The organism is Burkholderia sp. HI2761 (genome assembly GCF_002223355.1).
In the GTDB taxonomy this organism is placed as follows: domain Bacteria; phylum Pseudomonadota; class Gammaproteobacteria; order Burkholderiales; family Burkholderiaceae; genus Burkholderia.
Map to the genome: position 1 here is coordinate 2023069 of NZ_NKFN01000007.1, position 14638 is coordinate 2037706.

A 14638-nucleotide genomic window follows, 5' to 3' on the forward strand; every position below is an offset into this window, starting at 1 on the left:
GCACCGACAACGAGCCCGTCCCGCGACGGGCTCGTTGCGTTCCGGCGTGCCGTCAGCGATTGCCGCCCGACGCGACGCAGCCCGTCTCGTCAAGGCCGCCGCCGCGGACCAGATCCTGATAGCGCACGCACACGCACTGCGCGGACGCCTTCGCCGCGTACATCGCCGCGTCGGCCTTGACGAGCAACTCTTCGGCCGACGCGCCATCCGCCGGAAACTCGCTGACGCCGATGCTCGCGCCGACGGCCATGCGCCCTTCGTCGAATTCCAGTTCCTCGGCCATCACGATCTGGATGCGCGTCGCGACATCGCCGATCACCGCCGGTGAACGCACGTCCGAAATCAGCACGACGAATTCGTCGCCGCCGAGCCGTGCCACCATGTCGCCGTTGCGCAGCACCTGGCTCAACCGCTTCGCGACCGTGACGAGCGTGCGGTCCCCGGCCGAGTGCCCGTGCTGGTCGTTGATCTGCTTGAAGCGGTCGAGATCGACGAACATCACCGCCAGCCCCTCGCGCACCGCAGCCGCATGCCGGATCGCGGCATCGAGATGCTCCATGAACAGCAGCCGGTTCGGCAGGCCGGTCAGCGGGTCGTGACCGGCGAGGTGGGTCAGCTCCAGCTGCTTCGCGCGCAACATCGCCATCTGCGTGCGGATCTCGACGCGCATGCTGTCGAAACAGCGCGCGAGCACGCCGATCTCGTCGGCCCGTGCAACGGGCAGCCGTTCGGCGGCCTGATCGTCGAACACATGCGTCGCGGCGCGCGCGAGCGTCTGCAGCGGCCGCGTGATCGCACGCGCGAACAGGATCGCGAGGATCACCGCCAGCACGCTCGATACGAGCACCATCCTGACGATCCGTTCGCCCAGCATGCCGGCCGGCACGAGCACGTCCGCCAGCGGGCGGGCCATCCCGAGCACGACGAAGCGGTTGCCCTCGTCGTGCCCGAAAGGCGTGCGCACGAACGCGAACATCTGGCCCGGCGCCTCGTCGGGCTGCGCGAGGCCATTGAGCGTCACGTTCGTGCGCCCGCTGTCGAACAGCGCACGCGTGACGGCAAAGCGATCCTGCATCAGCACGCGCCGGCCGCGATCGAAGCCGAACGTCTGCTGCGGATCGGGATGCACGAGAAAATCGCCCCACTCGTTCGCGAGATAGACCGCATAGTCGTCCGGCAGATCGCGTTCGAGCCGGTCGAACACCCGAGAGAGCTCGACGTCGACGACGAGCGCGCCGACCGTCTCGCCCGATGCGTCGACCACCGGCGTCCCCACGCGCAGGATCGGCAGCCCTTCCGCCGCATGCGATCCCGTCTCGTGATCGATCGCGATCGGCGACAGGTAGATATGGCCGGGCGCCGTCGCGAGCGTATCGAATACGTAGGAGAACTGTCCTTTCTCCTGAAACACGCTTTCAGGAAGCACGACGATGCCGCGCGCATCGCGGTCGAGGCGAATGCGTTCAATCCCGAAATGCCCGCTCGCGATCAGGCGGATCTGCAGGTATTCGGCATGATTTCTCATGAAGCTGTAATACACCTGCTCGAGCCGCATGCGTCGCGCGCTGTCCGGATGGTCGCCGCCCGCGACGAACGCGGACGACGGCAACTGCGCGAGCACGAGCACATCGTCGGCAACATCGGCGAGCGCGGTCGTGAAGCGCTGCCCGAGCAGTTGCGTCGACATCAGCAGACTGTGCTCCGCTTCCTGCACGAGCATCGCGCGGTTGGCGCGATACGCGTAGTAGCCGGTCGTGCCGGACGCGATCACGCCGATGCACGCGAACAGCACCGACAGCTTCGACGTGAGCCCGAGCCGGATCATTTTTCGAATCGCTCCGGCCGATCGCCCGACACGATACGGCTCCACAGCGACTCGCGGCGCGCGATGTCCTCCACGGGCTGAATCCACACGAGATGCTGGTGCCCGGTGTCCAGGCCGCGCGGCGGTTCGAGCGTGTTCGCGAGCCCCTGACGCTCGGTGAGCAGCGCGCCGATCGCCGGTTCGAGCATGTAGTCGATCCACGCGAATGCAAGCTCGGGACGGAGCGCGCCGCGCGTGACGGCCCAGCAATCGAGCCACGCGAGCGCGCCTTCGTCCGGGATCACGTAGCCGACGTCCGCGCCGGCGCGACGCAACTGCTCGACCTGCTGCGTGCCGTAGTTGCCGAACATCAGCGCCGCGCGATGCTGGACGAACAGCGCGGTCGCTTCTTCAGGCAGCGTGTAGTACGTCAGCAGGTTGCGGCGCAGGTCGATCAGCTTGCGGGCCACCGCAAGCGTCTGCGCGGGCGACAGGTGGAACGGATCGGGATAGCCGAGCGCCAGCGCCGTGAACGAGAAATTGTGCTGCGCGCTGTTGAAGTCGAGCACCTTGCCGCGATAGCGCGGATTCCACAGCTCGCGCATCGAGTGCGGCGCGGCCGGCACCTGCTTGCGGTCGTAGATCAACCCCATCGACGAATACGTGAACGGGATCGCGTAGGATGCGCCGCCCTGCACGAGACCGCCGATCGTCGCGAGCTGCTGGAAATTCGGTAATTGCCGCCGCCGGTTCGGGATGCGCGACAGGTCGATCGGCGCGAGCAGGTGTTCATGCGCATAGCGCTGGATCTCGGCCGTGTTCGCGGCCAGCACGTCGTACGGCGGCGGCGAAGCGCTGTGCATCCGCGTCCACAACGCTTCGTCGGAATCGACGAGCGTCACCTCGACGTGTACATGAAACTGCGCCTCGAATGCGCTGACGACATCGCTGTCCGCGTAACCGGGCCAGGCCAGCACGCGCAGCACGTTGTCGTTGATGGTTTCGGGAGAGACGGCGAAGGCCGGCAGAGCGCGCGCAAGCAAGCCCAACGTCAATACGACGAGCAGCATGCGCACGGCGCCGCGGGCGCGTGTGCGTACGCCGATTCCCCTGATCAATCGCACCCCGCGTGAATCGCCCGGCTGCATTCGACTGTCCTTTTTCGAGTCGATGCGATATCCCGCAACGAGACCATAAAACGCATGGTCACGCAATCGGAACAAGCCGCACATCGCGCATATTCAATGGGCCTCACGGCTGAATGCGACCCAATTACAGGGGCCCACGTCGGGCCGCGAATACGCGATTACGCGATTACGCGAACACGACCGTCAGCGCCAGGCCTGCGTGAATTCGGCGATCACGCGCGACAGGTGCGCGCGCATCGCGTCGCGCGCCCCGTCCGCGTCGCGCGCCATGATCGCCGCGAAGATCCGCTGATGATCTTCCTGCGACGCCTCGCGCAGCGCGGTCGAGTGAAAGTGCTCCTCGATCTTGTCCCACAGCGGATCGCTGCGCGCGCAGTCCCACATCGCCGTGACCATGTGCAGCAGCACCGTATTGCCGGTCGATTCCGCGATTCGCAGGTGGAACTGGCGATCGGCCGCGTCGTATGCGGCCTTGTCGTTCATCTGCTCGCGCATCGTCGTCAGCGAGAAAAACAGGCGGTCGAGATCGGCATCCTTGCGTTCGGTCGCCGCGAGCGCCGCGATTTCCGCCTCGATCAGCCCGCGCGCGCGCAGCGTCTCGATCGGCCCCGGCCCGCGCGGCACGTCGAACGTCACCGGTCGCGCGGCATCGGCCGCCGACACGTAGATGCCCGAGCCGATCCGCACCTCGACGATCCCCTGTACCTCGAGCGCGATGATCGCCTCGCGCACCTGCGTGCGGCTCACGCCGAACTGGTCGGCCAGGCTGCGCTCCGACGGCAGCCGTGCGCCGGCTTCGAACGCGCCGGCAGCCACCATCGCGTGAATCTGCCGCGCAAGGCCGATATAGGAGCGGTCCGCGGCATCGGTGTCGCGGCTGGCGGACAGGCTGGAAAGATCGGTCATCGAAAGGCTCGCAACAGGCTGCGCCGCTGCGGCGCTGGATCGCCGAAATGGTACACCAATTTGGTCCGAAGCCGGTGCGGCCTGCCGGCGAGCCCGACCAGCCGTTTCCTCGAATGTCACGCTGACCATCGTTCCCCCTCAACAACTGGTAAACCACTATCCCACACAATTGGCATACCAATCATAATCCCCCACACCGATGACGGGCCGGCACGCCGCCGCCCGGTCGTCCACCGCATGAACCGCCAGCCAGGAGCCGCTCCAGTGAAGATGTCTTTCCGTTGGTACGGCGAGTCCGATCCGGTCTCGCTGCAATACATCCGCCAGATTCCCGGCGTCACGCATATCGTGTCCGCGATCTACGACGAGCCGGTGGGCGAGGTCTGGCCCGTGCACAAGATCGACGCGCTGAAGGCGACGATCGAGCGCGCGGGCCTGCAGTTCGACGTCGTCGAATCGGTGCCCGTGCACGAGGACATCAAGCTCGGCAAGCCGACCCGCGACCGCCTGATCGACCACTACCGGCAGACGATCCGCCATCTCGGCGCGGCCGGCATCCGCGTCGTCTGCTACAACTTCATGCCCGTGTTCGACTGGACGCGCACCGAGCTGTCGAAGACGCTCGACGACGGGTCGACCTGCCTCGCATTCAGCACCGACGCGGTCGACCGGATCGATCCGAACGACGGGATCGCACTGCCCGGCTGGGATTCGAGCTACCGGCCCGAACAGTTGCAGGCGCTGCTCGCCGATTACCGCGATATCGACGAGAACGCGCTCTGGGCCAACCTCGAATACTTCCTGAAAGCCATCATTCCGGTCGCCGAGGAAGCCGGCGTGAAGATGGCGATCCATCCCGACGATCCGCCGCGCCCGATCTTCGGGCTGCCGCGCATCGTGAAGAACCGCGACGATCTCGCGCGGATCGTGCGCATCGTCGACTCGCCCGCGAACGGGCTGACGCTGTGCTCGGGCTCGCTCGGCGCGGGCCCCGAGAACGATGTCGAAGCGCTCGTGCGCGAATTCGGCGCGATGGGCCGGATCCATTTCGCGCACATCCGCAACGTGAAGGTCGACGCGAACGGCGATTTCGAGGAAACCGCGCACCTGTCGAGCTGCGGCTCGCTCGACATCGCAGCGATCGTGAAGGCGTATCACGACACCGGCTTCACCGGCTACGTGCGCCCCGACCATGGCCGCATGATCTGGGGCGAGACGGGCAAGCCCGGCTATGGCCTCTACGACCGCGCGCTCGGCGCGGTCTACCTGAATGGCCTGTGGGAAGCGCTGGCGAAGTTCGATCACACGCCGCAAGCGTCGCGGTAATTCGCCCTTCGAGGCGGCCGGCGCAGCGGATCGCCGGTCGTCCACCACGATATTCCGCGCGGAGACACCTGCATGCCACGCATCCGATGGGCCATGATCCTGATGTGCTTCCTGGCCAACGTCATCAACTTCATCGACCGCGCGAACCTCGCGATCGCTGCGCCCAGCATCCGTGCCGACCTCGGCCTCGACGCGGTCGGCATGGGACTCGTGCTGAGCGCGTTCTTCTGGACCTATGCGTTCCTGCAATTGCCGGCCGGCTGGTTCATCGACAAGGTCGGCGTGCGCGTGAGCCTCGCGCTGGCCGTCGGCTGGTGGTCGGTGTTCACGGTCGCGACGGGCGCCGCGCGCGGGCTCGCGCAACTCGTCGGCGTGCGGCTGATGCTCGGCGTCGGCGAAGCGGCCGCGATCCCCTCGTTCGCGAAGGTCGCGTTCAACTGGTTTCCGCGCAGCGAGCGCGGCCTGGCCAGCAGCATCTTCGACAGCGGCTCGCGCGTCGGCTCCGCGCTGTCGCTGCCGCTCGTCGCGTGGCTGATCTCGATCGTCGGCTGGCGCGGGTCGTTCGTGATCACGGGCGGCATCGGCATCGTGTGGGCGCTGGCATGGTGGTTCGTCTATCGCGACCCGGAACGCTATCGCGCGATCGCGCCGGACGCGGTCGATGCGCTGCTCGCGCAACGCGGCGCAGCGACGGTTGCGTCCGCAACCGACAACCCGAAGGTGTCGTGGCTCGACCTGTTCCGCTACCGCACCGTGTGGGGCATGATGATCGGCCTGTTCTGCCTGAACTTCGCGATCTACTTCTTCATCACGTGGTTCCCGAGCTACCTGTTGCAGTCGCGCGGCTTCTCGCTCGCGTCGCTCGGCACGTGGGGCATGCTGCCCGCGCTGCTCGCGATTCCCGGCGGCTGGCTCGGCGGCTACGTGTCGGACAGCCTGTTCCGCCGCGGCTGGAGCGCCACCGCCGCGCGCAAGACCTGCCTCGTGCTCGGCATGCTGCTGTCGTCGTCGATCGCGCTGTCCGCGTTCGTCGAAAGCGTGTGGGCCTGCCTCGGCCTGTTCGCGCTCGCGTATGCGAGCCTGTCGTTCGCCGGCGCCAACGTGTGGACGCTCGTCGGCGAAGTCGCGCCGACGCCTGCGCACGTCGCATCGCTCGGCGGCATCCAGAACTTCGCGGGCAATCTCGCGGGGATCTTCATCACGACCTTCACCGGCGTGATGCTGTCGATCACGAAAGGCTCGTTCGTCGTGCCGCTCGCGGTGGCGGGCGCGCTGTGCGTGGTCGGCGCGCTGTCGTACCTGTTCATCGTCGGCAAGGTCGAGCCGTTGCCGCCGCTGCGGCGCGGCAGCAACGGGCGGAACGTCGAGCCGAACGCGGCCTGACGCAGCGGGACGGCGCGGCCGAAACACCCGCGCTTTCCTTTTGGGGCCGCGCATCGGACAATGAGCCGCGCCCGCCGGCGCGGCGCCGCCTCGGCTCGCGTGCGGCGGCGAACGCTGCGTGCGCGTGAACTTCGGCCATCCGTGGAGCCGCGACATCGAACGCGCGATCCGCGTGCTCGGCGAACTGGTCGCGCAGCCATCGGTCCGCCAGGCCGGCCGAATCGCACGACGAGCGCGCTGCGCCGGCTGCGTCACGGCCATGCAGGCGATCGGCACGCAGGTTACATTGCAGATCTCCCCGCCTTTTCACGATTGCCCATGAGCCCACTGCCTTACCTCGATCACGACGCACTGCTGAAACTGACGGCCGAAGCGGCGCACGTCACGCAGCCGTGCACGTGCACGAAGACATCGCTCACCGGCTGGACGACCCTGCCGCTGTCGCTGCCGGACACGCAACTGATCGAAGTGGCCACGCTCGCGCCGCCGGGCGACGCGGAGCCGACCTACGCGGAACATCATCCGGCCGGCACGCGCTACGCGTCGGACGACGCGCCGATCGCGCTGCGCCATTTCCCGTACAACCGCTGCACCGTCAGCCGCTGCCGCGCGTGCGGCCGCCTGTTCCTGCGCTACCAGGAAGGCGGCGGCTACTTCATCGACCAGCGCATCCGCGCGCTCGATCCGGCGCTCGTCGTCGACGCGTGATCGCGGAACGCACGGGGTGTTCGAGCGCGATGTTCGGCGACGACACCAGGCTTGCGACCGCATGACGGCAGCTCGACCGGTTTCCGGGTTTCCATCAGCGCGATGCGAGAACGACCATGCCGCCGCAGGACGCGGCAGCGCAGGCAGGAAAATGAAACGGGCGGCTCGCTGGCCGCCCGTACGATGAACCGGAAGCAAACCGGCCGGCGCCCGGCCGTCACGCGGGCGCTGCCGGCGGTTAGTGCGCCGCTGCCGGCTTGCCGAATGCGCCGAGGATCTTCTTCTCGAGCGCGAGGTAATCGCGGCCGAAATGGTGATCGCCCTCCGTCTTGATCACGTCGGCGCCCGTGTTCGCGAGCGCCGGGCACATCGTGTCCTTCTCTTCCGCGCCATAGAAGCACTGCACGAGTTGCGGCGGCACCTTCGCGATTTCCGGCGCGACCTTCAGCGCGTTGTCGCTCGCGGGCATGCCGAGCCAGCCCGTCACGCGGATCTGGAAATCGGCCGACGGCGCGAAGCCGAGCAGCGACATCACCGCGACCTTGTCGCGCAGGTCCGTTGGCAGCCGGTTGTACGCGAACGGCATCACGTCGGCGCCGAACGAGTAGCCGACCAGCGCCACGCGGCTCGCATGCCAGCGCGCCATGTAGGTGCGCATCACGCGGGCAAGATCGCGACTCACCTGCGCGGGCGGCTTCTCGCTCCAGAAATAACGCAGGCTGTCGATGCCGACCACCGACACGCCGTCGCGCTGCAGCGCCTCGGCGATCGTCTTGTCGAGATCGCGCCAACCGCCGTCGCCCGAGATCACGATCGCGAGCCGGTCGCTGCCGCCCCTGGCCGGCAGCTCGACGAGCGGCAGGTCCGACACGTCGAGCTCGTCGCTGCTGCTGGTGTCGCGCAAGTGCGACGTGACGAGCGACACGAGCTTCGGGGTGTCGCCCGCGGCAGCCGTTTCGACGAAACCCGGCATCGCGCGGCGCACGATCGTCGGATCGGGCGGGCACGGCTTGAAGCGCGGATCGAGCTTCGCGGCCGGCCCCACCGCGACGACGCCGGCGATCGTGTTCTCGGGCGCCATCGACAGGATCTGCTTCGCGATCGCGCCGCCCTGGCCCACGCCCGCGACGATCGGCGTGAAATAGCGCGACGACTGCGCGAGACGTTCGAGCTGATGGCTGACCGCCTCGGCGTCGCCGTCGAGGTGATGGCAGGTCTCCTGCTTCGCGGCGAGGTTCGCGGCGTAACGCCCGGAGTCGACGCCGACCGTCATCGCACCGGCTTTCGCGAGCGCGTCGGCCGCCTGCTGATCGGCGGCATGCCAGCCGGCCTCACGCGAGAACAGCACGACGAACCCGCGCAGCGGCCCGCTCGGCTTGGTCACGGTCACGGGTCCGTAGCGGCCGCCGGACACGGTTTCGGCTTTCACGGCGGCCGGCGGCGCGGCGCACGCGGCGCCGGCCAGCATCATTCCCGCGCAGGCGGCTGCCGCCCGCGCGATTACCTTCTTCAACATCATGAACGCCGACCTCCAGCCAGCAATGACAGATCCGCAAGCGTGACGAACACGCCGACCGAGCCCGAGGCCGCGAGATAACGCGGCTCCCAGTGCGGTTCGAACTTGCTCTTGAAAGCGCGCAAGCCGCGGAAGTTGTAGAAGCGGCCGCCGAAGCGCCAGACCATCAGGCCGAGCCGGTGGAACGGCGACGGCATCTTCGCCGCCCCCATCCCCGAGAACGGTGCGATGCCCAGGCTCAGCTTGCGGAACCCCGCTTCCTTCAGATGCAGCGCGAGCTGCGTAAACAGGTACTCCATCGCGTACGGCGATGCCTCCGGCAGATGGCGCATCACGCCGACCGTCGCCTCGGTGTTGAGGTCGGTCGTCATGAACGTGACGAATGCGATCGGCTTGTCGGCCTGCCGCACCAGCATCACCGACTGCGTCGCGAGATAGCCGTCGTGGAACGCGGCCACCGAGAAACTCTTCTCGCGCGCATCGCGACTGTCGAGCCAACCGTCGGAGATGCCGCGCAGCGCCGGCAACGCGGCCGGCACGTCGTCCGGCGCGATCACCTCGACCGCCAGCGCATCCTTGTCGCCGCGGCGCAGCGCGTAGCGCAGGTGCGAGCGGTTCGATCCTTTCAGATCGAACTGGTCGAGCGCGATGTGCGCTTCCTCGCCCAGCTTCATCAGCGTGAGCCCTGCGTCGAGATACAGCGGCAGCGCGTTCGCGCGCACCTGGTAGAACGCCGCGCGGCCGCTGTGCGCATGCGCGAGCGCGATGAACTTGCTGATCAGCGCCGGCCACTCTTCACGCGGCCCGACCGGGTCGTGCAGTGCGGCCCACGTGCGGCCGTTCTTCGCGTACATCAGGAACGCGCGGCGCGACTCGGAGAACAGGAACGACTTGTCGCCCATCAGCGCCAGGCCCGCATCGCTGCACTCCTGCGCGCGGATGATCTGCTCCGCGTCGACCAGGTCCTGCTCCGCCGGCTTCACGAAACGACCGGGCGCCGGACGCAGCAATTGCCACAGCGCGAACAGCGCGACGAATACGCCGGACGCGAGCGTCGCGCGCAGCGCCCGCGGCGCGCGCGCATCGAACGAGAAATGCGACCACAGCTCGCGCGTGTAAGGCACGTCGCGGAACGCGAAGAACAGCACCCACACGGCCAGCATCAGCACCATCGCCACCGACACGAACCAGCTCACCGTGAAGCGCTCGGCGAGCAGCGACGAATGACGGTTGAACCGGCGACGGCTGACGAGCAGCAGCACGAGCAGCGTCCCGAGCACACCGGCCTCGACGAACGCGAGGCCCTTGGCCAGCGACAGCGCGAGGCTCGCGAGCGTCAATGCGAAGGTCATCCACCAGGCGCCGTCGAGCCGGCGCAGCAGCCCGCGCGCGACGAACAGCAGCGCGACACCGAGCACGCTGCAAATCACCTGCGAGCCTTCGAGCACCCACAGCGGCACGATGTGGCGCAGGATCGCGATCCGGTGCCAGAACGCGGGCGTCGCACTCGAGATCACCAGCATCCCGCCGACCGCGAACGTCACGAGGCTCAGGAACACCGGCGCGAGCTGCGACACGCGCACGGCCTGCCGCGTCACGAGCCGGCGCCGCAGCGCGCGGCCCTCGAACCCGGCCAGCAGGCCGGCCGACAGCACTAGCGGCACGCCGAAATAGATCGCGCGATAGGCGATCAGCGCGGCGACCATCGCGTGCGCGGGCACTTCGCGACCGAGCGTGAAGACCATCGCCGCTTCGAACACGCCGATCCCGCCCGGCGTATGGCCGATCATCCCGAGCAGCAACGCGGCCGCGTAAACGGTAATGAAGGTCGGGAAGCCGACGGGCGCCGCCGGCAGCAATACCCACAGCGTCAGGCCCGCGGCAACGACGTCGAGCACCGCGTAGACGACCTGCGCGACGAGGTCGCGCCGCGCCGGCACGTCGAACGACAGCCATTTGAAGCGCGTGACGACCGGGCGCGCGGTGTTGCCGCACAGCACGACCAGCGCGGCGAGCGCGACGAGCAGTGCAGCGCCCGTCCACGTGAGCACGCCGGGCGCGACGTGCAGCATCGCCGCGAGCGCCTCCGGCACGCAGACCATGCCGACCGCCGTCATCAGCACCATCGCGAGCGCCAGCGTGCCGCTCGTGAACACCGTCATCCGGCCGATCTGGGCAGGCGTGACGCCCGACACGCCGTACACGCGAGCGCGCACCGCACCGCCCGTCAACGCGCCGAAGCCGGTCGCATTGCCGAGCGCGGAACCGGCGATCGCGCCGATCCACAGCGCGATGCGCGGCACCTTGGCCGCGACATAGCGCAGGCCGACCGCATCGCGGGCGACGAGCGCGAGATAGCTGAGGGCCGTCGCGGCCAGCGACGCGCCCCACTCGCCGACGGACAGGTGACGCAACTGGCGGATCACCGACCGGTAGTCGACGGCTTCCGACAGATGCTGGAAAACCACGATCAGCAGCAGGCCGATGCCGAGCGCGAGCAGCGGCGACAGCACGCGCTCGTTGCGGATCAGCGCCCGGGTACGGGCGATCGCCGCCGCGGCACGGCCCGGCGACCCAGGGTGGCGGGAAGACATAGGTTGTTCAGTGGTGGTGCATAGCGTGTCGCGGCGCGGGATGACCGGGCGGCGACGTATCTGGTTGTTCTGCGTGGGCGCCGGCCGAAGACGGGCTCGGAGCGCCTGGATCAGAACTTACGAGTATACGGAATTAATATTACAGAATCTTTCACGTCGGCTTTGTGCGGATTTGTGGTTTCTCGCACATCAAAACGCATAAAGAGACAGTGCGTCCTACGAACGCAAGGTGCGCATCATACCGGGAACCGGGGCGGTTTTTTCATCGGATGAATGACTTGTCGCCCATTTGGGAAGAATCCGCCGGATGGGCTCTGCCCCGCGAGGACGAACGCGTCGCGTCGCGAGGCTTTACCGGAATGGGGGCGGATTAATTCGGACGTCCGCGCCAGCGCGGAAACCTCCTGCCTCCCTTACTTCGCCCGCTCATGCTCCCCCAACCCGATCGCCTTGTAGTCGTAAGTCGGATAGAACTCCGTCCGGTACACCCCCCACGCCGTATCCTCGAGCACGCGATTGACCTCGCGCAGTCGCGACGCCGGCAGTCGCAGCACGACGATCTGCCCGATCCCCATCGTCACCGTCCAGCTCACCACCTCGACGCCTGGCGGCGGAAACGCCTTGTAGAACCCCTGCTTTGCAAGCTGCGCATTCAGCTCCGCGAGCGGGCGCGATTCGTCGTGTTTCAGGAAGACGGTCAGCAGTACCGCGTTGTCGGGCGTGGCGACAGCCGAACCGGCCGGCACCGTCGACGTCTGACCGACGGCCGGCGCGCCGGAGATCGCGGCCGCCGCCAACGTTGCGGCAATCACGAGCGTTCGAATCGGAACATGCGGGAATACGGTCATCACGCGACTCCATGGCTTCGTGGCTGGAGCCGCCATCATGCACCGCCGGATCCATTGCTGCAGTGAGCGGGGCCGATGCGATTACGCCGCGTCCGCGCCTTCGCGCTCGCGCAGCAGATCGATGAATGCCCGCAGCTTGGCCGGTACATGCTTGCGGTTCACGTAATACAGCCACATCGGCGGCAACGTCCGGCACGCGCCGGGCAACACCTCGACGAGCGTCCCGTCGCGCAGGTCCTGCTCGATCCGCTCGCGCATGAACGCGAATGCAATGCCGATGCCCGCGCGCGCCGCGTCGATCACCGCATCCGCGTCGTTGGTCACGAATGCGCCGTCGGGATCGAGATCGACGTCGCGGCGCCCATCGCGCAGCAGCCACTTGTGCAGGCGCCCGCTTTCCGAAAAGCGGAAGCGGATACACGGATGATCGCCGAGATCCGCCACCGCCTCCGGCGTGCCGTGCCGCGCCAGGTAGTCCGGCGACGCGACGAGCGCGCATGACAACGCGGGGGCGATTCGCACGCCGATCATGCCCGGCTGCAGCCGGTCGGCAAGACGAATCCCCGCATCGAATCCGTCCTTCGCGATATCGACGAGTTCGTTTTCGTAATGGATCTCCAGCCGGACCTTCGGGTAGCGGCGGCGGAATTCCGCCAGCATCGGCGCGATCACGAGCGTGCGCGCCAGCGGCAGCGCCGTGATGCGCAGCAGGCCGCTCGGCTCGCTGCGTGCGTCCTTCAGTTCTTCCCGCACCTGCACGACTTGCCGGTACGCGGGCTCCGTCTGCCGCCAATAGCGCTGCCCCGCTTCCGTCAGGCTCACGCCGCGCGTGCTCCGGTTAAACAGCTTGACGTTCAGTTCGCCTTCGAGTTGCCCGATCGCAAGGCTGACCGCGGCGGGCGTCAGGCCGAGCGCGGCGGCCGCCCGGGTGAAGTTGCCGGACGTCGCGACACTCATGAAGACGTGCAGCCCGGCCATCGGATCGCGTCGGCTCATCATTAGAAAAACTTGAAACTCTTTCGAGCGGAATGGCGATTCTCCCATATAACCGGACTGCCTAAACTGGCCCTGTCGTCCAATCGGAGCCCCGCATGAACCCGTTCAGCACCGCACTGCCGCTTGCAGCCGCCCAACGTACGATCGACGCAGGACTCGCGCATGCCGCCGCATGGCAGATCGCGGGTGTCGCCATCGCGATCGTCGACGCCGGCGCCAACCTGCTCGCATTCGCGCGCACCGACGACTGCTTTCTCGGCGCGATCGACCTCGCGCAGCGCAAGGCGCTGACGGCGATCCGCTTTCGCGCGTCGACCGCGTCGCTCGGCGCGATGTCCGGCGTGGAGGGGCCGTTGCGCGGCATCGAGCACAGTCACGGCGGGCTCGTCACGTTCGGCGGCGGCGAGCCGCTCATCGACGGCGACTGGCGCTGCGTCGGCGCGATCGGCGTGTCGGGCGGCAGCGTCGAACAAGATGAAGCGATCGCGCGAGCCTGCAGCGATCATTTCCTGGCAACACTCAACCGCAAGGAGTAGGCACATGGCACAAAAACGCATCCTCATCACCGGCGCGGGCTCGGGCTTCGGCCTCGAAGTCGCGCTTCGGCTCGCCGAACGCGGCCACGACGTGACGGCCGGGGTCCGCGCCGCCGCCGAGATCGACGTCGTGACGAGCGCCGCCGCCCGACGCGGCGCGACGCTGCGCGTCGTCAAGCTCGACGTCACGTCCGCGTATGACCGGGCCCGCGCGGCCGATGTCGAGGTCGACGTGCTCGTCAACAACGCCGGCGTCGGCGAAGCCGGCGCGCTCGTCGACCTGCCGATCGAGATCGTGCGCGAACTGTTCGACGTCAACGTGCTGGGGCCGCTCGAGCTCACGCAACAGATCGCGCGCGGCATGCTCGCGCGTCGCCACGGCAAGATCGTGTTCGTGTCGTCGATTGCCGGGTTGATCACCGGCCCGTTCACGGGTGCGTACTGTGCGTCGAAACATGCGGTCGAATCGATCGCCGAGGCGATGCATGCCGAACTGGCGCCGCACGGCATCCGCGTCGCCGTCGTGAATCCCGGCCCGTACAGCACCGGCTTCAACGACCGGATGATGGAGACGCCGCAACGCTGGCGCGATCCGGCCGTTCACACCGTGACGCCGGAAAAGCTGAGCTTCCCGCTCGAACAACACGATCCGGAGGAAATGATCGCGAAGATGGTGGACGTGATCGACGGCGACGGCGGCGCGTTCCGCAACCTGCTGCCGCGGTCGGCAGAGGCATTCGTCCGCGCCGAGCAGGCGCATGCGTGGGATCGCCAGCAGTAAGGCAAACCGGCGGCGGCAGGCGGTTCACGCAGAGGTAGCACGCCAGCCGCCGGCCACGTCACGCCACGCGCAGCGTTCGCCACGCCACGCCA

Annotated in this window: 12 protein-coding genes; 5 read left to right on the plus strand and 7 right to left on the minus strand. The window is 67.8% G+C overall.

Features of this window, described 5'->3' with window-relative positions:
• Positions 1–52: 52 nt before the first annotated feature.
• The 3 genes from CFB46_RS26795 to CFB46_RS26805 form a co-directional block, all read right to left on the minus strand.
• Positions 53–1825 (minus strand): GGDEF domain-containing protein, encoded by a 1773-nt coding sequence (locus tag CFB46_RS26795; RefSeq protein WP_089501834.1) that lies wholly within the window; start codon positions 1823–1825, stop codon positions 53–55.
• A complete protein-coding gene (locus CFB46_RS26800; RefSeq protein ID WP_027780778.1) occupies positions 1822–2952 on the minus strand; it encodes an extracellular solute-binding protein in 1131 nt (376 codons plus the stop codon). Before CFB46_RS26800 ends, CFB46_RS26795 begins: the two co-directional genes overlap by 4 nt.
• A 183-nt stretch (positions 2953–3135) precedes the next feature.
• Complete coding sequence (locus CFB46_RS26805) at positions 3136–3858, minus strand: FadR/GntR family transcriptional regulator (protein ID WP_027780779.1); 723 nt, start codon at positions 3856–3858, stop codon at positions 3136–3138.
• A 264-nt stretch (positions 3859–4122) separates the two neighbouring features.
• Here CFB46_RS26805 and uxuA point away from each other — a divergent pair, with 264 nt between their 5' ends.
• The 3 genes from uxuA to CFB46_RS26825 all read left to right on the plus strand — a co-directional run bounded on the left by uxuA (position 4123) and on the right by CFB46_RS26825 (position 7275).
• Complete coding sequence (gene uxuA, locus CFB46_RS26810) at positions 4123–5184, plus strand: mannonate dehydratase (RefSeq protein WP_179235121.1); 1062 nt, start codon at positions 4123–4125, stop codon at positions 5182–5184.
• Positions 5185–5256: 72 nt separating this feature from the next.
• Positions 5257–6567, plus strand: a complete 1311-nt coding sequence (locus tag CFB46_RS26815; RefSeq protein WP_089501835.1) for an MFS transporter — start codon at positions 5257–5259, stop codon at positions 6565–6567.
• Between the two features lie 318 nt (positions 6568–6885).
• The gene (locus CFB46_RS26825) at positions 6886–7275 is read left to right on the plus strand and encodes a hypothetical protein (protein ID WP_089501837.1); all 390 of its coding nucleotides are present in this window, start codon (positions 6886–6888) and stop codon (positions 7273–7275) included.
• A gap of 238 nt (positions 7276–7513) precedes the next feature.
• Here CFB46_RS26825 and CFB46_RS26830 read toward each other — a convergent pair whose 3' ends face one another.
• The 4 genes from CFB46_RS26830 to CFB46_RS26850 all read right to left on the minus strand — a co-directional run bounded on the left by CFB46_RS26830 (position 7514) and on the right by CFB46_RS26850 (position 13229).
• Positions 7514–8794: a virulence factor family protein gene (locus CFB46_RS26830; RefSeq protein ID WP_089501838.1), complete on the minus strand. Its 1281-nt coding sequence runs from the start codon at positions 8792–8794 to the stop codon at positions 7514–7516.
• Positions 8791–11385, minus strand: a complete 2595-nt coding sequence (mprF, locus tag CFB46_RS26835) for a bifunctional lysylphosphatidylglycerol flippase/synthetase MprF (protein WP_089501839.1) — start codon at positions 11383–11385, stop codon at positions 8791–8793. Before mprF ends, CFB46_RS26830 begins: the two co-directional genes overlap by 4 nt.
• A 413-nt stretch (positions 11386–11798) precedes the next feature.
• The gene (locus CFB46_RS26845; RefSeq protein WP_027780785.1) at positions 11799–12233 is read right to left on the minus strand and encodes a hypothetical protein; all 435 of its coding nucleotides are present in this window, start codon (positions 12231–12233) and stop codon (positions 11799–11801) included.
• Positions 12234–12314: 81 nt separating this feature from the next.
• On the minus strand, positions 12315–13229 hold the full coding sequence (locus CFB46_RS26850) for a LysR family transcriptional regulator (RefSeq protein WP_027780786.1): 915 nt from the start codon (positions 13227–13229) through the stop codon (positions 12315–12317).
• Positions 13230–13324: 95 nt separating this feature from the next.
• On the opposite strand from CFB46_RS26850, the gene CFB46_RS26855 reads away from it, so the two are divergent.
• Both CFB46_RS26855 and CFB46_RS26860 read left to right on the plus strand, forming a co-directional pair.
• On the plus strand, positions 13325–13765 hold the full coding sequence (locus CFB46_RS26855) for a GlcG/HbpS family heme-binding protein (protein WP_089501840.1): 441 nt from the start codon (positions 13325–13327) through the stop codon (positions 13763–13765).
• Between the two features lie 4 nt (positions 13766–13769).
• Entirely contained in the window at positions 13770–14546 is a 777-nt protein-coding gene (locus tag CFB46_RS26860; RefSeq protein WP_089501841.1) for an SDR family oxidoreductase, read from the plus strand.
• Positions 14547–14638: the final 92 nt, after the last annotated feature.